General features: G+C 56.9%; 16 protein-coding genes and 1 pseudogene. 11 read left to right on the top strand and 6 right to left on the bottom strand.

The genetic code is table 11. From position 1 onward, the window contains the following. Nucleotides 1–6: 6 nt before the first annotated feature. The 4 genes from pgm to HU743_RS04345 form a co-directional block, all read right to left on the bottom strand. Nucleotides 7–1653 (bottom strand): phosphoglucomutase (alpha-D-glucose-1,6-bisphosphate-dependent), encoded by a 1647-nt coding sequence (gene pgm, locus HU743_RS04330; RefSeq protein ID WP_186647127.1) that lies wholly within the window; start codon nt 1651–1653, stop codon nt 7–9. Between the two features lie 106 nt (nt 1654–1759). Then, nucleotides 1760–3160 (bottom strand): aminotransferase class I/II-fold pyridoxal phosphate-dependent enzyme, encoded by a 1401-nt coding sequence (locus HU743_RS04335; RefSeq protein ID WP_186647130.1) that lies wholly within the window; start codon nt 3158–3160, stop codon nt 1760–1762. A gap of 49 nt (nt 3161–3209) precedes the next feature. After that, nucleotides 3210–4682, bottom strand: coding sequence for a hypothetical protein (locus HU743_RS04340; RefSeq protein WP_186647132.1), 1473 nt, complete (start codon nt 4680–4682; stop codon nt 3210–3212). Between the two features lie 548 nt (nt 4683–5230). Then, nucleotides 5231–6253, bottom strand: a complete 1023-nt coding sequence (locus HU743_RS04345; RefSeq protein ID WP_186548384.1) for a zinc-dependent alcohol dehydrogenase family protein — start codon at nt 6251–6253, stop codon at nt 5231–5233. A 270-nt stretch (nt 6254–6523) separates the two neighbouring features. Here HU743_RS04345 and HU743_RS04350 point away from each other — a divergent pair, with 270 nt between their 5' ends. The 9 genes and pseudogenes from HU743_RS04350 to HU743_RS27120 all read left to right on the top strand — a co-directional run. Continuing rightward, nucleotides 6524–7438 (top strand): LysR family transcriptional regulator, encoded by a 915-nt coding sequence (locus HU743_RS04350; RefSeq protein ID WP_016774850.1) that lies wholly within the window; start codon nt 6524–6526, stop codon nt 7436–7438. A 346-nt stretch (nt 7439–7784) separates the two neighbouring features. After that, complete coding sequence (gene hxsD, locus HU743_RS04355) at nt 7785–8084, top strand: His-Xaa-Ser system protein HxsD (RefSeq protein WP_186647134.1); 300 nt, start codon at nt 7785–7787, stop codon at nt 8082–8084. Next, a complete protein-coding gene (gene hxsB, locus HU743_RS04360; RefSeq protein ID WP_186647136.1) occupies nt 8081–9568 on the top strand; it encodes a His-Xaa-Ser system radical SAM maturase HxsB in 1488 nt (495 codons plus the stop codon). Before hxsD ends, hxsB begins: the two co-directional genes overlap by 4 nt. After that, complete coding sequence (gene hxsC, locus HU743_RS04365) at nt 9568–10803, top strand: His-Xaa-Ser system radical SAM maturase HxsC (RefSeq protein ID WP_186647412.1); 1236 nt, start codon at nt 9568–9570, stop codon at nt 10801–10803. Before hxsB ends, hxsC begins: the two co-directional genes overlap by 1 nt. Beyond that, nucleotides 10800–11408 (top strand): His-Xaa-Ser repeat protein HxsA, encoded by a 609-nt coding sequence (gene hxsA / locus HU743_RS04370; protein WP_186647138.1) that lies wholly within the window; start codon nt 10800–10802, stop codon nt 11406–11408. The genes hxsC and hxsA overlap by 4 nt, the downstream gene beginning before the upstream one ends. A 42-nt stretch (nt 11409–11450) precedes the next feature. Next, nucleotides 11451–12140 carry a DUF5710 domain-containing protein gene (locus HU743_RS04375; protein ID WP_202883916.1) on the top strand — a complete coding sequence of 230 codons (690 nt, stop codon included), beginning with the start codon at nt 11451–11453 and terminating at the stop codon, nt 12138–12140. Between the two features lie 94 nt (nt 12141–12234). Next, entirely contained in the window at nt 12235–12543 is a 309-nt protein-coding gene (locus HU743_RS04380) for a nuclease-related domain-containing protein (protein ID WP_238351687.1), read from the top strand. A gap of 65 nt (nt 12544–12608) precedes the next feature. After that, the gene (locus HU743_RS04385) at nt 12609–13298 is read left to right on the top strand and encodes a hypothetical protein (protein ID WP_186647140.1); all 690 of its coding nucleotides are present in this window, start codon (nt 12609–12611) and stop codon (nt 13296–13298) included. Nucleotides 13299–13488: 190 nt separating this feature from the next. Then, nucleotides 13489–13620 (top strand): annotated as a pseudogene (locus tag HU743_RS27120) (acyl dehydratase); the annotation flags it as partial. Between the two features lie 102 nt (nt 13621–13722). Here HU743_RS27120 and HU743_RS04390 read toward each other — a convergent pair. Together HU743_RS04390 and HU743_RS04395 are read right to left on the bottom strand one after the other, a co-directional pair. After that, the gene (locus tag HU743_RS04390; protein WP_186647142.1) at nt 13723–14742 is read right to left on the bottom strand and encodes a chemotaxis protein CheB; all 1020 of its coding nucleotides are present in this window, start codon (nt 14740–14742) and stop codon (nt 13723–13725) included. A 145-nt stretch (nt 14743–14887) separates the two neighbouring features. After that, nucleotides 14888–15982: a GNAT family N-acetyltransferase/peptidase C39 family protein gene (locus HU743_RS04395; RefSeq protein ID WP_186647143.1), complete on the bottom strand. Its 1095-nt coding sequence runs from the start codon at nt 15980–15982 to the stop codon at nt 14888–14890. Between the two features lie 94 nt (nt 15983–16076). On the opposite strand from HU743_RS04395, the gene HU743_RS04400 reads away from it, so the two are divergent. Next, nucleotides 16077–17657: a RimK family protein gene (locus HU743_RS04400; RefSeq protein ID WP_186647144.1), complete on the top strand. Its 1581-nt coding sequence runs from the start codon at nt 16077–16079 to the stop codon at nt 17655–17657. Between the two features lie 3 nt (nt 17658–17660). Then, nucleotides 17661–18572: a magnesium transporter CorA family protein gene (locus tag HU743_RS04405; protein ID WP_186647145.1), complete on the top strand. Its 912-nt coding sequence runs from the start codon at nt 17661–17663 to the stop codon at nt 18570–18572. Nucleotides 18573–18728 lie beyond the last annotated feature (156 nt).

The following is an 18728-nucleotide window of genomic DNA, read 5'->3' on the forward strand; positions in this document are numbered from 1 at the left end:
GTGCTGTCACTGGCCGGAAATGGCGCCATCCACCAGTGTTTGCGCTTCTGCCACCAATTGCTTGAGGTGGTCCTCACCGACGAAGCTTTCGGCGTAGATCTTGTAGATGTCCTCGGTACCCGATGGACGCGCCGCGAACCAGCCGTTTTCAGTCATCACCTTCAGGCCTCCGATGGCCTGATCGTTGCCCGGCGCATGACTGAGAATGCGCTGGATCGGCTCACCGGCCAGCTCAGTCGAGGTCACCTGCTCGGGCGACAGCTTGCTCAGCAGGGCTTTCTGCTGTGGGTTGGCCTTGGCGTCGACGCGAACCGAGAACGGCTCGCCCAGTTCATCGGTCAGCGCGCGGTAAGCCTGGCTTGGATCGCGACCGGTACGCGCGGTCATTTCGGCGGCGAGCAATGCCGGAATCAGACCGTCCTTGTCGGTACTCCAGACACCGCCGTCCTTGCGCAGGAACGATGCGCCGGCGCTCTCTTCCCCACCAAAACCGAGCGAACCGTCAAACAGACCGTCAGCGAACCACTTGAAGCCGACCGGCACCTCGTACAGGCGACGCCCCAGACGCTTGGCAACGCGATCGATCAGGCCACTGCTGACCACGGTTTTACCCACCGCCGCATCGGCGCGCCATTGCTCACGGTTCTGGAACAGATAATCAATGGACACGGCCAGGTAATTGTTCGGCGCGAGCAAGCCACCGGATGGCGTAACGATGCCATGGCGATCGTGGTCAGGGTCGCAAGCGAACGCGACGTCGAAACGCTCTTTGAGGCCGATCAGACCTTGCATGGCATGGCTGGACGACGGGTCCATGCGGATCTGCCCGTCCCAGTCGACGGTCATGAAACGAAACGTCGAATCGACTTCTTTGTTCACCACATCAAGATCAAGACGATAGTGCTCGGCAATGGCGGACCAGTAGCGCACCCCTGCTCCGCCCAGCGGATCGACGCCCAGACGCAGTTTGGCGTCACAGATGGCGTCGAAATCGATGACGTTGATCAGGTCGGCAACGTAGGTGTTCAGGTAATCGTGACGATGGGTGGTGTTGGCCTTGAGTGCCTGCTCGTAGCTGATGCGCTTTACACCCGCCAGTTTGTTGGCGAGCAATTCGTTGGCCTTGGCTTCGATCCACTTGGTGATGTGCGTATCAGCCGGACCGCCATTGGTCGGGTTGTATTTATAGCCACCGCTTTGTGGCGGGTTGTGCGACGGTGTAATGACGATACCGTCAGCCAGACCCGAGGTACGGCCACGGTTATAGCAAAGAATGGCGTGGGAGATCGCCGGCGTTGGCGTGTACTCATCGCCTTCGGCAATCATCACGGTGACACCGTTGGCAGCAAGTACTTCCAGTGCGCTCGCCCCGGCCGGGGTCGACAGTGCATGCGTGTCGATGCCAACGAACAGCGGACCGGTGATGCCCTGGGCTTCGCGGTACAGGCAAATCGCCTGGCTGATGGCCAGCACGTGCCATTCATTGAAACTCAAGTCGAAGGAGCTGCCCCGGTGGCCGGATGTACCGAACGCCACACGCTGGGTGGAAACCGATGCATCAGGCTGGCCGGTGTAATAGGCCGTAACCAGTCGCGGGATGTCGACCAACAAGTCTGCCGGTGCCGGTTTGCCCGCAAAAGGACTGAGTGTCATGCAAAACCTCTGAAATCGAGTGGTTCAGGAAATACAGCGCAGTTTACTGGCAGTTTGACCGCGGGGCGAAGGGATGTTTCCGAAGTGCGCCCGATGTTTTTTAACGTTATCCACGCTGGGACAAGCGCAAGGCATCGCCCAGCAAGCCGATGACAGTGCCCAGATCGCGCTCGCCATGCCCCAGCGAGCTCAAACGCAGGTAATCGCTGTGCAATCCCTCGAGACTGAACAGCGATCCCGGCGCAACGATGATTTGCTGCCTGAGCAGACGATGAAACACACGTTCCATGTCCACCGGACGTAACGACCCCACCCAGACGGTCGCCCCACCCTGCGGTTCGACCATGTGCAGCGCGTCCACCAGGCGCTCGCGCAATAACTGAATCAACTGCGTGCGACGCTCCTTGAGCATTCGCCGCAGGACGGCCAGATGTTGGTCCAGCCGTCCGCTTCCCAGGAGTCTGGCAATGGCTTTCTGGCGGATCGGCGACAGGCGAAACGCACGCAGCAGAAAATGTCGCTGCAGCTCGCTGCGCCAGTGGCGCGATAGCACAAAACCGAACGGCGCCTCGGCACCCATGAATTTCTCGAATGTTGAAAACACCAGCAGGCGATCAGGATCAAGCCAGTCACGCAGACGCTGGCCGCTGCCCGATTCATCGAGTTCGCTATAACAATCGTTCTCCAGCACCCAAGTGCCGTGGCAGCCCAGCAGATGGGCGATAGCCTGGCAGTTGGCCGCAGATAACAGATTGCCCTGAGGCATGCTCAGCGCGGATGACAACAGAACCAGCTTGACCGGTTCACGTTTGAGCAACCCCTCCAGCGCCATCAGATCCAGCGCACCCTCGGCCAGCACGGGCAGCTCGATGACCCGCACTTCGGCCGCATCCAGCAGGCGCAGGATTACCCAGTCGCAAGGCGACTCCACCACCACAGTCGCCTGACGCAATTGCAGTACCGAGATCAGGATTTCCAGTACGCCACGCAGGTCGGCGCCAACGTAAACGTCATCGGCATACCAGCAGTTGGCCGTGGAGGTGGTGTAGCGTGCGGCCAGCACCGTGCGCAATTCCAGCTCGCCGCAGGGCTGCGCGATCGTTTGCAATTGTCGTGGATACTGACGCAAGAGTTCTCGCTCAAGCGTCAACAAGGGGCTATCCAACGGTTGCAGCGAAGCCGGCTCGTCGGCGCTCAACACACACATCCCTGGGCGACGGGCGTTGACGTACACGGTTTCGAGCAGATCACTACCACTGTCGGGCGTGTCTGTCGCCAAAAGCGCTGGTGCGTAATAGCCCGACTTGGCGATTGAGTACACCCGGCCCTCTTTTTCCAGCAAGGAGTACGCGTACTGCACGGTCGAGATCGACACATTCAGCCGGTCTGCCAATTGCCGCAATGAAGGCATGCGCACCGGCGCATGACTTCCCGCTTCTTCAATCAGCATCGTCAGATACCGGTAGACCGCCTGATAAACGAAGTCATTTTCCCGCGGCGCTTTCACAACGCCGGTTCCGTAAACACCGACGCAAATCCTGACAAATGGCTCACACTCAGCTTTCCGTCGACCGCTCGACTGCCGGCACAGTCCCCGTCCCGCCCTGGCAACCATCGCGTGATGCACTTTCGCGCACGGCCGAGATTTGCACCGGCCCCATTGCATAGAGACGTTCGATCAAGACGGTCGGCAATCCGCTGACGTCGGTCATCCACTTCAGAACTTGCTCCGGTGCCTGCAAGCCCTGCATTGCACGGTGCAGCTCCGGCATCGCGACCAGCATCCCCGGATGGCAATTGCGCAGGAACCGTTCAAGACCGGCACCTGCATCGATGAACGGCGCGAACAGCAGGCACGTCAGCTGCACTTCATTAAGGTCGAAGCTCTTCAACAGATAACTCTCTGCCGCGTGCAAATGGTCAGATGGCTGCACATTGCCGAGGCATGCCAGCAACTGCTCGCAAACCGGCTCGGGCACTGACTCCTTACGCATCCTGACCAACCGCGCCTCGAGGTAATCACTGACGCCCGCCTGATACGTCCGCCCCTCAATGAACTGTGCATGCAACCCGCGCAAATGCGCCGAAACCAACGGGTCCGCGAAGGGCTCGTCACAGGGGTAAAGCGTCAGGTCATCGGCATCGAACTCGAGAAAATCGCCAAGCAGCGGCCAGCGCTCCTCAGGCCCGCCGACGATCATGTCGTTGATGTCGATGATGTCGATGAAGTGGGCACGCCGGCAGGTTTCAAATTGGCCTTCGGGACGCCATTGCGCACGTTCTTCCTCGATATTGAACCCACGGTAAAAGTCATTACCCAGCCCGTCGAGCAGCGCGAACAGCATGTCGAATCCGGCGCCACCCGGCAGCGGACCGGCCAGCCCTACCCGCTGCACTGCACGATTCAATCCGTCGATAAAGTGCTGCTGGCTGGCTGTCGATTCGGTACTGACCATGGCATCGACGCCGTTATTCCAGCGGGCAATCTGGCCGTAATAATCGGCCGCTGCCAGGTAAGCGTCATCCCATAGTTCCAGCGTTTCAATCCAGTTGCGGCAATGGCCGACCAGCATCAGATTGATGCGGCTGGCCTCGCGCCCCGCCTCGCTGACGGGCGCACGATGGTCGAACGGCAAAACCTCGCAGTGGTCCACCATCAGCAATTCGACCCGAGGATCGTCGTAAAGGAACAGCGCACTGTAGCTGCGGTGCATGTTCTGCAAGGCCGCGGGACGTTCGCCATTCCAACGCAGCGTTGCCACGCGCAGCTGGAAGGTCGCCGGGGCACGCCCAGCGATACTCAACTGCGCCGCCCGAAGCAAGGCCAGCGTGTAGCAGCTGTCGCGAGACCCGGACTGATTCACCAGCACCTTGAAATGCCCGATGTTATCCATGCCGCCAGCCGCTGCGACCAGGCGCTGGATCAATAACTGCAATGCAGTGCGTTCTGCGCGCGAGAAGAAACCCAGCAAGCGTTGTAACACTTGCTGGTAGACATAGTTCATTGCCTGATCATGGATCGTGCTCATCAGTATTTACCCGGAATCGAAATTTCACGCCATGCAGACTGGAGTCTCTGCTGCATGGCAATTCATCAATAAGTAATAGACGCCCAAATGCTAACACTTACAAAGTTGTAGTCACTTGAAACACTTGAGCGCAGAAAAGCTCGAAAATCAGCCATCTCCTAGCTCTATCTATTTGTTTTTTATGTGTTTTTTATATCGCGAAAATATCCTAGTAAACTTCCGACAAGGTCCGACGCCAAATGAGTACAAGAAAAAGAGAAGCAGTTTCGGAATATGCCTACAGCAATTAAACAGAACCTGACAAAGCGAATAACGCTAGCCGTTTGATATTGCCGGAGACAAATTGAATGCACAGCCATGGCTCATTCCTTGAGATGAAAGTAATCACTCAATTATCAGGGCTTACATTGTGATTAGTAGATACAGATCAACAGGAAAAACCAGCTCAGTTGCTGAGCGGCGAGAAAATCCCGGATCAGAGAGGAGTGTATTTCAACGCGGCATAAACGCAAAAGAGTCCGTGGGGCCACGGACTCTGGTAGCCGGCGTTACGCCGGTTCGACTTGAAGGGCAACCCGCTCGCGGCAAGGGCATTCGTCCATGTAGCGGTGAGCTTCGACGAACTCGTTGAACGCGAACACGCGAGTCTTGAGCGGCAGCAACACACGGTCAGCGGTCAACTGGTTGATGTCGCGCAGGGCACGTTGCAGGGCGACGTGATCCTGAGTGATGCCCAGTTCCGGCTTGCCAGTGAAGTTGCCGATGCAGTGCACAAAGAACTGGATGTTCTTCTGGAACGCTGCACACGCCGGGAATGGCGTCTGGTTACCACCCTGCAGGCCGTACAAGACGAGGCTGCCGCGCGGTGCGAGAACATCGCCAAGCAATGACATCTGCGGGCCGCCAAGGCCATCGAAGACTACATCGACGCCACGGTTGTCGGTGATCTTGTTGATGCGCATCAACAGATCTTCTTCCTCGGTGACAATCACCTTTTCCGCGCCGAGGGACAGCAGATACTCGCGCTCTTCCGCCGTTTTGGTCGCGGCAATGACCCGCACGCCCAGCGCCTTGCCCAACTGGACAAACGAGGGGCCGGCGCAATGACTCGCGTCGGTGACCAGGGCAAACTGCCCGGGCTTGACCCGCGCCAGATCGGCGTAGGCAAAGTAGGCGATCAACAGCGGCGTGTAATGCACGCTGGCTTCGATCGGGCTGAGTACATCCGGGTAACGGGTCAGCGCGGTACGCGGCAACACGATCGACTCGCCGTAAACCGGATAGTCGTTCGGGCTTTCGGCCGGGAAACTGGCGACTTTGTCACCGACGCTGAGGTCTTCGACATCGGCGCCGACGGCAGTGACCACCCCCGCCATTTCATGACCCAGGCCCGAAGGCAGCCGTGCCTGTGACGAGGCCAGGTTCTGACGCCATAACGTGTCGTACCAGCTGATGCCGATCGCCTCGACACGCACCTGCACTTCGCCAGGACCTGGCTGAGCGGCCGCATGCTCTTCGCATTTGAGCACCTCGGCCGGACCAAACTTGTGAAAACGGATCGTGCGGGACATCGCAAACCTCGTCAAAGTAACCTCTAATGCCATGAACTCTATCTGGGCTTTTGACCCAAGACCATCAGTGGCTATTAATAGTCGACATGCCTGTCATTGATTCCGCAGCAGAAGCGGCACGGGCACAAACGTTGAAAAAACTGTGGTCGCCGTCTCGGTAAAGCTGAATTTTCCGGTGCAGAGTACCAGCCTTTCCCCGTAAGATTCATGCCGGCCATTGTTCTCATATGGCCGCTCTCGTCAAGCTTGATGACTCTGCCAGGACTCCAGATGAATCGTAATGACCTGCGTCGTGTCGACCTGAACCTGCTGATCGTGTTCGAAACATTGATGCACGAACGCAGTGTGACTCGGGCCGCGGAAAAGCTCTTCCTCGGCCAACCGGCCATCAGCGCGGCGCTTTCTCGCCTGCGCAGCCTGTTCGATGATCCGCTGTTCGTGCGCACTGGGCGCAGCATGGAGCCCTCCGCCCGCGCGGTGGAAATCTTCGCCCTGCTCTCGCCTGCCCTCGATTCGATTTCCACTGCGGTCAGCCGCGCCGCGGATTTCGATCCGGCGACCAGCACCTCGGTGTTCCGCATCGGCCTGTCCGATGACGTCGAGTTCGCCCTGCTGCCGATGCTGCTCAAACGTCTGCGCGCCGAAGCGCCGGGCATCGTGCTCGTCGTGCGGCGGGTCAATTACATATTGATGCCGGGCCTGCTGGCCTCCGGCGAGATCTCCATCGGCGTCAGCTACACCACCGACCTGCCGGCCAACGCCAAACGCAAAGTCTTGCGCCGCAGCGCCCCGAAACTGCTGCGCGCCGACACGGTGCCGGGCCCGTTGAGCCTGGATGATTACTGCGCGCGGCCGCATGCGCTGGTGTCGTTCGCCGGCGATCTCAGTGGTTTTGTCGATGAAGAACTGGAAAAGCTCGGACGCAAACGGCACGTCGTGCTGGCGGTGCCACAGTTCAACGGGTTGGGGACACTGCTGGCGGGCACAGACATCGTCGCGACTGTCCCGGATTACACAGCAGAAGCCCTGACCGCGGCTGGCGGTCTGCGCGCCGAGGATCCACCGCTGCCCACGCGCACCTTCGAACTGCACATGGCATGGCGCGGCTCGCAGGATAACGATCCGGGCGAGCGTTGGTTGCGGTCGCGGATTCAGATGTTTTTTGGGGATCCTGATAGTCTTTAGGCGTCGTCGGGCAGACTGTTTAGCTGGTCATTTCTGCCTTTCCACAAACCATGGAGCTCCATTCACTTCCAGTGGATTGCTACATTGGGGGCACATCTGAGGGCATGCTTTGGATGGTTTGAAAAGGATGCCCCCAGCCTTAGGCCAAGTGGGCTATTGATGAGGATGGATGCACGGAGGGAGATATGAACCCTCGGCCCTACCCCGTATCAATGGCCGAGCCGTAGTGAGCCCACCACCCACCACGCTGGACAAATGCGTGCAAATGTAAAAAATTATGATGGCATAATGCCTCGGCAACCGGCAAAATCCACACGTTCCCAACGGATTTGAAGGACCGCTTCCGATGACATGGCCAGTCACGCTGAAACTCGACAGCGCAGCCTACCCGCTCAGCGTGGTGCAACGCGCCGCTTACTCCCTGGCCGACACTGTCGCGATCCAGGTCGGTATTGAAGCCAATCAGATAAGCCTCACGGCCCACCCCGCTGAAGCAAGGCTAACGCTTTCCCCGGAGCAGGCTCACTCGCTGATCCTCCAGCATCTGAACGACTTCGCCCTACGCGACCATATCAACCGCGAAACAGCAGCGTTGCGCGAAGTCCTGGCTCGAGCCGCGCTCGCTGGATGTGGGATTTCGCAGTGACACTGATCGCGACAGACGCCAAGCACTACCGCTTGCTGCCTTTTCGATTCATGCGCATGAACACGGGACATGACCGTGACATCCTGCTCACCTCCGATACCGGTGAGTACATGCACGTGAACGACGCGCAATTACGAGCCCTCAGTTACTTCGACGTTCAAGCAAGTACGCCTTTTTACAAGGACCTGCTGGCCCGCCACTTCATCTACGAACCAGGCCGCCACGACCCGTTCCCGGAAATGGCCGCGCAGTATCGCAGCCGCAAGGACTTCCTCTTCCAGGGCCCTGCACTGCACTTGTTCGTGGTTACATTGCGCTGCAACCACACCTGCCAGTACTGCCAGGTGTCGCGGGCCCCTCTGGGAGGATCCGGCCACGACCTGTCGGAAGCGGATGCACAGGCGGCGGTCGATCGCCTGTTCGAATCGAACGCTCCCGCCCTGGCTGTGGAGTTTCAGGGTGGCGAGCCGCTTCTAGCCTTCGAGCGCGTCCGCCAGATTGTCGAATGGGTCGTTGACCGGAACGTGGTCGAACAACGGGATATCCAGTTCGTCATCACCACCACGCTGCACCACCTGACGGAGGAAATACTCGACTTCGCAGAACAAAATCGCATCCAGTTTTCGACCTCGCTCGATGGGCCGGCGCCCTTGCACAATGCCAACCGCCCTACTCCGTCACGAGACTCCTACGAACGCACTGTAAAAGGCATCCAGTGGGTCCGTGAGCGCCTTGGCCATGATGCAGTTTCCGCGCTGACCACGCTGACTTCAAGAAGCCTCGAACAACCCGAAGCGATCATCGATGAGTATGTAAACCAGGGCTTCTCCAGCATCTCGCTTCGGCCTCTGAGCCCTTATGGGTTTGCCACCAAGAGTGCCCATCGACTTGATTACCCTATTGAGCGATACCTGGCCTTCTACAAGAAGGCACTGGCCTATTTGCTGCATGTCAACCAACAGGGCGTATACCTCTCAGAGAGTTATACGAGCCTGTTGCTGAAGAATATCCTGACACCCTTCTCCTCCGGCTATGTAGACCTGCGCTCCCCTGCTGGCGCAGGCACTGCGGCGCTAGTTTACAACTATGACGGTTACGTCTATCCCTCGGACGAAGCCCGAATGTTGCTGGAGATGGGTGAAGACGGCTTGAGGCTCGGCACCGTGCAGCAACCTTTGTCTGAATTACTCGCATCGCCCGTTATGAATGCGTTGCTCGCCAGTGGTGTAGCAGAGGCGCTGCCGGGCTGCTCCGACTGCGCACTTGTCCCGTACTGTGGTGCTGACCCCGTCGAACACTATGCCCGCCAAGCTGACCCGATCGGACACCGAGTGTTCAGCAGCTTCTGCGAGAAGAACATGGGGCTGCTGAAGCATCTTTTCGGCTTGCTTTACGATGGCGACGACAACGTGCAGAGGGTACTGCTGTCTTGGTTGAACAGGCGCTCTTACAACGATGTCCGGTTTCCGGGTTATCGGGGCTGATGGCGATGCTTCGCAAAGAGACCCACTTCGAAATCCATCACCTGAATGAGCCGAAACTGCTCAAGGTCATCACTCTGGATGAGTTCATCGAACAAGGCCTGGCTGTTTGTGCCGGAAGCGCTGAATTCGGTGACCTGCTGCTTTGGCTGCCAAACGAAGAGCGGCTACGGAGCCCGCATCTGCTCTCATTACCAGTAGGTGGATTCCTGATCCCGGAGCCATTGATCGGCGACTTCGACAGCGCGCGGCCACACCTGCACACGCCTAAAGATGCGGATGTCGTTCAGCCCGGAGATGTCATTGCCATCACACCAGACAACGCGATGGTGCGAGTGCTCTATCGACGAGGCTCAGACAGCAACCTGCTGTTCATGACTGATCGTTGCAACAGCCTCTGTCTGATGTGCTCGCAGCCGCCAAAAGATATCGATGACCGTTGGCACATCGAGGAGAACCTACGGCTGATCGACCTGATGGACCCGGGCGAGGAAAATCTGGGAATCAGCGGCGGAGAACCCACGCTTTATCGCGACGGCCTGCTCGAAATCCTGGCCAAGTGCAAAACCGTTTTGCCGCAGAAATCCATTCATGTGCTCAGCAACGGGCGTCTGTTCCAAGACCCGAGCTGGATCGCAGCGCTCTCAGCCATTGGCCACCCTCAGTTGAGCTGGGGCATCCCGCTGTATGCCGACAATGCCGAAGACCATGACCATGTGGTGCAGGCTCCAGGCGCGTTCAGCGAAACGCTGCAAGGTCTTTACAACCTGGCGCGCGCCAACCAGATCATCGAGATACGCGTGGTACTCAATCGCCTGACCACGCCACGTTTGCCAGAGCTCGCCCACTACGTGTTCAGGAACCTGCCCTTCGTGCGGCATGTTGCGCTAATGGGTATCGAAAGTACCGGCCTGGCCAGGAAGAACTACGAAGAACTGTGGATCGACCCGCTGGACTATCAGGAGTCGTTGAGCCAGGCCGTGTATTTCCTGTTCAACCGCGGAGTGCCGGTTTCGATCTATAACTTGCCCCTGTGCCTCATCCCCGCCCACCTCTCGCGTTTCGCCCGCCAGAGCATCTCGGACTGGAAGAACCTGTTCATCGATACCTGCCAGCAATGCGCTGCCGTCGAACATTGCTCTGGCTTCTTCAAATCCCATACTGACCGCTGGCAGAGCCGCGGCGTACAACTACTATCGACCGAGGCCTTTAGCGCCTATGCAAGGAGTGCACATTGAAATTGCTCGACCGCTGGAAAGTCCTGATCAGTGGGATCAGCTTGCTGCCAATGGCTGGTACTACCCTGGCACAGACGGGCCATCTGTCACTCGCCGATGCGAACTGGCAACCCAACGACAAGCTACAGCCCCCAGTATTTGCCGATACGCTCAATGCGCCAGACACCGTCAACATCTATGCGGCACATCGCTCGCACAGTTCTCACCGGTCCCACAGTTCGCACAGTTCTCATTACAGCGGCTCGGGTGGCTATAGCGCACCTCGCTACTACAGCCCACCCGCTACCAGCACCCGAAGCTACAGCGCGCCGAGTGCTTCGAGCAGCACCTCAAGTGGCAACAGCCTTTATCAGTCGTCTGGCACTACCAGCGGGACAAGTTCAAGCACTTCAAAAAGCCGCGCGACCAATGAACAGAAAAGCAACTTGGTCACCCGTGTGCAGACGGCGCTCATGGTCCGCCAGTATTACCAAGGCACCATTGATGGTGTGATGGGCAAAGCGACACGTGGTGCTTTGATGGCCTTTCAGATGGACAGTGGGCTGACCGTGAATGGCCGGATGGATACGCCATCGCTGAATGCGTTGGGTATCAAGATTCCATAAGTCGATTTAGGTTAAAGCTGCGCTTACTGATGAGCAATACGTATGGATACAGAAATGGCAAGGATTGACCTGAAAGTCCCCTTCTCAGAAAAAGATGAAGCGAAATCACTCGGTGCCAGATGGGACCCAAGCCTGAAGACTTGGTACATCCCCGAGGGGGTCGACATCGCCCCCTTGGCTCAATGGCTGCCCGTAACAGAACACGCAGACTTGGAGCACGGACCTGAATTTTGTGTAAGAGCACCGTATTACTACGTCATGGAGTCCGTGTGCGACTGCTGGGGCTGCTCTAATTTGACCCGCGTGTTTTCATTTAAGCTGCCCGAGCAACACGAAGAGTTCGATTACTACGAGGATGAGGACGAAGATTTCGCGCTCACAAGCAACCTCGGCGAATGGAAGTGCCATGGATATCGCGGAACAGTCTCCAACATCGCCAGCCTCTCTCCCTTGGTCACGAAGCAGATCCATCACTTCACCAACAAGTTCAAGCAGGCCTACAGCAAAACGGTAGGCAGCCGTTACCTGATGAATCACTGCGAAAACTGCGGAGCCAAGCTCGGCGATTGCTTCATGCACAGCGAACCTGGTGGAGCTTTCTTCCCAACCTCACCACAAGAAGCTCAGCGGATGACTCTCATAAGAATCAACGAGCGGTTCGACGCCAACTGCAGCGTCGGCTTTGCATCCGAAGATTTTTTCGACTGGATGCAGGTTCGCGAAGAACCCTAATTACCCTATCCAATCCCGTGCCGCCCGAGGACCTCACGCGCCTCAGGCCCACCTGCGGAGTATTGAGTAAAAATCAGTAGAAGGCGCTGCATTGATGGCAAGGATGATTCCTGACCACAGACCTTGCGACACTAACAGCAAGGGTGAACGAGATTTCTACACCAGCTTCAAAACGGAGCTACCGGACGACTACGTTGTCATCCATAGCCTTCCTTGGCTCTGCTCAGCTGTGAACAAGGATGCCCCTCAAGCAAAGCCGTCTGGAGAGATCGATTTTTTGATCGGCCATCCGAAAAAAGGGCTGCTCGTGCTTGAAGTGAAGAGCGGCGAATACGGCGTTAGGAAATTCTGTTGCAGACGAAAAAAGAATCAACGAAGAATCGATCTCTATTGCAACAGTTGATGCAAATGCTGTTGCCAAGCGGTTGAGAACGTAGATTTGCCCTTTACCTTGATCAGGAGTTATGAATGGAAGGCGTTGAAGACAGCGTAATCGAGCGCTTCAGGAAGAACCTGCGCTCGGCTTGTCAATCGATGGGGCATGTTGACATGAATGCGCCGGTCAATGCAGCCGACAGGAAACTGAATGCGGATGAGTTTTTCGCCGTCGGGGAGCACTTCTTTCTCATCGAGTTCAAATCTGCAAAACACACGTTGAAAAGCGAATCCGTGAAGCAGTCGGCCTGCACCCTCTGTGCTCGACTGAGAACAAGCACAAACTTCAAAGCCCTGCACGATCAGGCCCACTTCGTGGCCTGGGGCGTCAAACAACGTTTATCAAACCTGCGATGCGAAATGGGAGTCTACCGGTCTCTTGTTTGTTGCAGAGAGGTTCTCGCCTTCTGCGATGCCGTGAAGGATCTCTCATCAGAAGGTCAGCACCACGAAGCAGAAAGCTACCTCAGAAAAAATATCAAAAGCATAGGTCTCACCGCCGAAAATTTTTCACGTTATCTGAGGTGGCTGCTTATGCAGCCGAGTGATGCGATAAAAGACGACAAGATCGGGCTTAAACTGTTTGGCTACAGCTACACGGATGGCATCGAGGAGCAAACGTTTCTTACATACAACGATCTATTTTCCTGGGCCGCACAGGCAAGAGCATTTCAGATCCAGCCACGTAGTCCTGACAACAACTCATCGGACCCAAGTCCTTGACCTGACTAACTTTCTCTGTTTTCGCAGGACACCGCGTGCCTGCTATCCGCAGCAGCCCCTCGCCCGCGCGGACCGCCGCCCGCGGGTATTTTTCCTCGTTGAACTACACCGTATGGAGACCGAAAGTTCAAGAATAGGCCGTTTATCCGAAGATGGTCGGACGTGACGCCTTGCGCCGCCGTTTTGCACTCGCCGGTTCGCGGCGCCCATTGCCCATGACCTTCTCACTGCCAGTCTCATCACCGAAGTGGGTGGGCAAATTGGTTGGCTGGCTCCAGGAATGTGTTTCGAGTTCAGACGTCCGGTGTACCCGGGAGACCAGTGTTGCGCGGCCCACGACTTGATCGCCTGAAATGAGTCAATGGATGCCCAACGTTCAGTTTGTAGCAGCATCGTGTGCAGACTCGACATGGGGGCGCCTGGATCACGAGCCTGAAACAGGGCGTAGCTTCGTCACCAAAACTCGAAGCGTCTCCTTGTGGCTTTCAAGCCCCTCCCTTGCGAGTTCGTACTCTTGTACGGCGCTGGTTCGCCCGGAATCTCTGCCATTTTGAATCTGTCTACCTAGCAGTAACTGTTTTTCGTGCATTGCCCGAATTGCCACCCATAAAGCCTCTTCAATCGTTTCGCTTTGGGCTTGTAATAATGCGGTGGAGGTATAGCCATGCCCAGTGTGGCAACGAAAGCGCGGGGGCGAAGCTCCCAGCTCCCATAATGAGCCCCCGCATTCTGGGCAAGACAATCCTGAGACCTTACCTATCGCATCTAAAGCATATGCTCCACCTGAACTTAGATCTTCAGTAAGGTCGTGTTCAGTAGCATACGGTTCGATGCGACTAAACGTCCGGGCTGGCGGAGCTTCAGTAGCGCGCTGCTGGATAGTTCGCCCCAGAGCATTGCCCAGTTCGCCCAGCGGCAAGCAGACATCCACCTCAACATGACGGAGAGCGCTCGCAGGCATGGAAGGAGCTTCAGCTGTCTTTGGATCTTGAGCAAACGCCATGCCTCCGTAAGCCTTGATCGCCTGAAGGCCGACGACCCCATCATCAAGCTCACCCGTGAGGATCACTCCTATTGTTCTGTCCCCGTAGCTGATGGCAGCGGATCGGAACATGGGATCAATTGCAGGGCGAGAATGGTTTTCTTTAGCGCTCCGGACCAGCCGTATCGTTCCGCGTTTGATCAGTAGGTGTCGATCCGGTGGTGCAACATAAATACGACCGCTCTTTATTTTTTCTCCGGACAAGGCGAAGTCGACATCCAGGGAGGTCGCCGTAGCAAGAAGACGTGGCAGCAAACTCGGTTGGTCGCCTATGTGCATCGTTATAAAAACCGAAGCGTCCAGGTCGGCTGGAAGCTGTTCAAGCAATGTTCGCAACGCCTCTAATCCACCGCTGGAAGCACCGATCACAATGATTTGGTCCACAGAGCTGTCTTGCTGCATCGGAACGTCCCTGCTGGTAACTGTGCCGCCTATGAAAATGTCGAAACTGCGGGCACCTTCTGAACATTCCGGTATGCCACATATCTCGTGCGGTCCCATTTAGCGACCCGCTTTTTTGTTCTGACAGGTGAGCGTTTACGAAGGTTCAGCGTGCGCGCAGCATTACGGCGGCACGAACGCGCTGAATACCAAACACCGTCATGCGAAGGAATTCCTCATGGCTAACCGGCAAGTGCTGGCAGTCCAGGCCGCGTTTCAGCTTGCTATGGTCGATATCTGGGTCATGCAGGTACACGAACTCATCGTCGCAGCCTGTAATGATCACCCAGTGCGGGGCTTTCAATCGGGTGAATCGATAGCTGCTGATCAGCACCACTGGCCTGAATCCGGCTTTCAATGCAGCGCCGACGTCCAGAGAAGAGGCGAGAACCTGTTTAACACTTGTTTCAGCCAAGTCTTGGGCAAACCCTTCCTCCACCAGCTTCATGATGGACTTCTTCTGCGGGCTACGTACGCCGTGCAGAAAAAGCGAGCCCGAATGACTGACTTCCAGACGCACGTCATAACCGCGTCGCCATGCCGCCAACGCCATTCCTTGGGGGCTGCAGCCACCGTGCCCTGCTGTCATGAAAACGGTGGTCGCCTCGCGCCAGAGTTGTATCTCCTCCGAGCGACTCATGGGACGGCTCGCGTCGATCGCTGCCATGGCCATTAGCAGACACGCAGCGCCGCACGTGAAATCGGTGGTCTGCTGGTAATAGGGCACCTGGCGTGCGGGTGTTGGAGCATCACACAGGATGCGTTTCTCGTAGCGCACCGCCTCAGCGTGATCTTCGTAGTAGTTCTCGACGATTGCGAATCGATGGAACCCATTCGCTTCATAGAGCCGAATGGCGGCGGGGTTATCAGCGCGCACCTCCAGCCGCAGCCATGCGCAATTGCGCGCTAACGCGCAGGCCTGGGCTTCATCCAGCAGACGCTGGCCAAGGTTATGCCCTCGCCATGCGGGGCTGACGGCAATGGAATACAAGCGTCCAAGCGAAGTGCCTCGGTGAAAAAGCACCAAGACATATCCGGCCAGTTTTTCGCCCGAGGTGGCGACGATCAGAGATGCATTGGCTCGACTGAGCATCCAGTTGAAGTTGCGCTGATTCAATCGGTCAAGCGTAAAACACTCCTGCTCCAATTCGACCAGATCGTCGATATCGTCCATCGATGCAAAGCGAAAATCAAAAGACATGGCAACACCGTAATTTTTGAGTAACGAACCGGGACAGGCCGAGAAGCCCGTGATTTATTGAAGCGGCGCCTTCTTCAACAGGGATCCATTACTCATGTCAGCGGTGCAAGCCAACGTGAACGAAGTATTAGACAAAACCGAGCATTCGACAATCTCCCTCAGCGAGGAACCTCCCAGTCTCAAACACTCAGGGAGTCGACTGCTGATCCTCGTCGAGCGTAAGGACGACTGGGCCGATTACTTACCCAGCGAGAGCCTGATGCTCGCTCAGGACTACCTTGAACACAGTGATGATTTTCCTCACCGTACCCAAGTCATCAACCTCTGCCGCAATTACAAATACCTCGGCCAGGGTTACTACTGCTCATTGCTGGCCGAGGCCCGCGGGCACAAGGTTTTCCCCTCGGTACGCACCGTCAGCGAGTTGGCACGCAAAGCGCTTTACGGCGTCGGGCTGAATGATCTTGAGCGTACCCTGGAGGGAGCGCTGGCAAACCATCCCTACGGCGAAACCGAAGCCTTCACGCTCTCGTTGTACTTCGGCAAGGCGTCGATTGAACCGCTGCAAGAGATCGGTCGCCAACTGTTCGAGGCCTTCCCCTGCCCCATCCTGCTGGTGGAATTTCGCAGGGGTGAGACGTGGCAGATCGCAGGTATCAAAGCCGGGGCGCTGCACAAGCTTCGGGACGAACAACAGCATGTCTTCGCTGACGCGCTGGATGCCTTCAACCGCAGGACTTGGCGACAGCCTGCATCCAAACGCGTTGCCCGATACGACCTGGCCATCCTGCATGATCCTGCTGAGGCGTTACCACCTTCCAATCCGATGGCATTGGAGCGCTTCATCGACGCCGGCAAACAACTGGGTATCGATGTCGAGCTGATCGAGAAAAAGGACTATGCGCGCCTCGCTGAATTCGACGCGCTGTTCATCCGCGAAACGACACGAGTGGATGATCACACCTATCGGTTTGCGAAGAAGGCTGAAAGCGAAGGACTCGTGGTCATTGACGATCCGTCGTCAATTCTGCGATGCACCAACAAGGTTTACCTGGCCGACTTGCTGAAGCGTCGAGGTCTGGGCATGCCAGCGACGGAGATACTCTACAAGGATCGTCCCCAGGAGCTTGAGAATGTCGGGCGTCGTCTGGGTTTCCCTTTGGTGCTGAAGATTCCCGATGGTTGTTTCTCACGAGGCGTCATCAAAGTCATCGACGCGCAAGCATTGGCCACTGCTGCCCAGGAGTTGTTCGAGCACTCCGTGCTGCTGCTTGCCCAGGAATATTGCTACACCGAATACGATTGGCGCGTCGGTGTGCTCAACGGCGAGGCGCTTTACGCATGTAGATACTTCATGTCCAAAGGGCATTGGCAGATTTACAACCACAAGGCAGTTCCTGGGGAAATCAACGGGATGTGCGAGGCGGTGCCCGTGGATCAAGCCCCGCCCGAAGTCGTCCTGCTTGCCGTACAAACGGCCCGCCTCATCGGGGATGGCCTCTACGGCGTAGACCTCAAGCAGGCGGGTGATCGGGTACTGGTAATCGAAGTGAACGACAACCCTAACCTGGACGCCGGCATCGAGGACGCAGTGCTTGGAAACGAACTCTATCTGCGTGTACTCCAGGCCTTCACGCAAAGGCTGGAACTGAAACACCGTGGCCAGGCGTGGTGACCGATGATTGAAGGTTACGCTATCCAGTCTGGCTCCCTGCGCTGCGCCTCAAAAGAGGGTGCGAACATTTGGCTGTCTGTCGCCCCGGACGCAGCCGAGCAATCCGAGTTACAGAGATGCGTGGGCATTGGCGCTCAAGCGATCGAATCGTCCCTGGATCCTGATGAGGTGGCTCGAATCGAAATCAAACCAGATCACCTGTTCCTGATCTGGAAGCGCCCGGAAAGCTTTGATGGGCGAGCATTCAACGTCTCTTCGTTCGGCGTGGTGTTGAGTGAGAAGCGGCTGGTGGTGATTTGCGCGAGCAACTCGCTGCTCTCCAGCCTTGAGCACGATCGGCAAATGACTGGGCCGCTGGACGTGCTGATGGCGTTGCTCGCTGAAAGCGTTCATCACTACCTGGGTCATTTGCGCGTGGTCAAACAGATTGCCCGGGAGATTCAACATCAGTTCACCCGGGCAATGGACAACCAGCAACTGGCGCAGATGTACAACCTGAGCGAAAGCCTCGTGTACTACGTGAATGCGATTCAGAGTAACGGAGCCGTTCTGACCCTGCTGAGAAACCACGGCCAGCGACAAGGCTTCAGTGACAGCCAACTGGATTCGTTAAACGACCTGATTGTGGAAAACGAACAAAGCTATCAGCAGGCCAAAATTCACGCGAAGGTGTTCGCCAACCTGATCGAGTCGCATGGCAATCTTGCCAACAACAGCATGAATCGGGCCTTGCGCAAGCTCACGCTCATCAATGTTGTGTTCCTTCCGTTGAACCTCATCGCCGGCATTGGTGGGATGTCGGAATTCAGCATGGCGACGTCCGGCATTCCTTGGTGGGTCTCTTTTCCCGCGCTGATCGCATGCATGGGATTCGTGGGCGCGGGAATGGTTTTCGCATTGCGGCGAATGGCCTGACGAAGTCGCTGTTCATTAATGTGCATTTGTTCAGGAGCAAACGATGCAATCTTCGGATATCGGTATGTTGATGCGGGTTGCGATTGCGGCGGTAGGTAGCGTGATCAGTTTTCTTGACCATCGCTCCCTATTCAGATGCGGCAAGCCAAAGTCTCC

Source organism: Pseudomonas sp. SWRI99 (assembly GCF_014270125.1).
In the GTDB taxonomy this organism is placed as follows: Bacteria; Pseudomonadota; Gammaproteobacteria; order Pseudomonadales; family Pseudomonadaceae; genus Aquipseudomonas; species Aquipseudomonas hamedanensis.

Excerpts from the sequence above, each read along its gene's own strand:
- pgm (WP_186647127.1), bottom strand. The coding sequence starts at position 1,653 with ATGACACTCAGTCCTTTTGCGGGCAAACCGGCACCGGCAGACTTGTTG.
- HU743_RS04340 (WP_186647132.1), bottom strand. The coding sequence starts at position 4,682 with ATGAGCACGATCCATGATCAGGCAATGAACTATGTCTACCAGCAAGTG.
- HU743_RS04345 (WP_186548384.1), bottom strand. The coding sequence starts at position 6,253 with ATGTCCCGCACGATCCGTTTTCACAAGTTTGGTCCGGCCGAGGTGCTC.
- HU743_RS04350 (WP_016774850.1), top strand. The coding sequence starts at position 6,524 with ATGAATCGTAATGACCTGCGTCGTGTCGACCTGAACCTGCTGATCGTG.
- hxsD (WP_186647134.1), top strand. The coding sequence starts at position 7,785 with ATGACATGGCCAGTCACGCTGAAACTCGACAGCGCAGCCTACCCGCTC.
- hxsC (WP_186647412.1), top strand. The coding sequence starts at position 9,568 with ATGGCGATGCTTCGCAAAGAGACCCACTTCGAAATCCATCACCTGAAT.
- HU743_RS04375 (WP_202883916.1), top strand. The coding sequence starts at position 11,451 with ATGGATACAGAAATGGCAAGGATTGACCTGAAAGTCCCCTTCTCAGAA.
- HU743_RS04380 (WP_238351687.1), top strand. The coding sequence starts at position 12,235 with ATGGCAAGGATGATTCCTGACCACAGACCTTGCGACACTAACAGCAAG.
- HU743_RS04385 (WP_186647140.1), top strand. The coding sequence starts at position 12,609 with ATGGAAGGCGTTGAAGACAGCGTAATCGAGCGCTTCAGGAAGAACCTG.
- HU743_RS04390 (WP_186647142.1), bottom strand. The coding sequence starts at position 14,742 with ATGCAGCAAGACAGCTCTGTGGACCAAATCATTGTGATCGGTGCTTCC.
- HU743_RS04395 (WP_186647143.1), bottom strand. The coding sequence starts at position 15,982 with ATGTCTTTTGATTTTCGCTTTGCATCGATGGACGATATCGACGATCTG.
- HU743_RS04400 (WP_186647144.1), top strand. The coding sequence starts at position 16,077 with ATGTCAGCGGTGCAAGCCAACGTGAACGAAGTATTAGACAAAACCGAG.
- HU743_RS04405 (WP_186647145.1), top strand. The coding sequence starts at position 17,661 with ATGATTGAAGGTTACGCTATCCAGTCTGGCTCCCTGCGCTGCGCCTCA.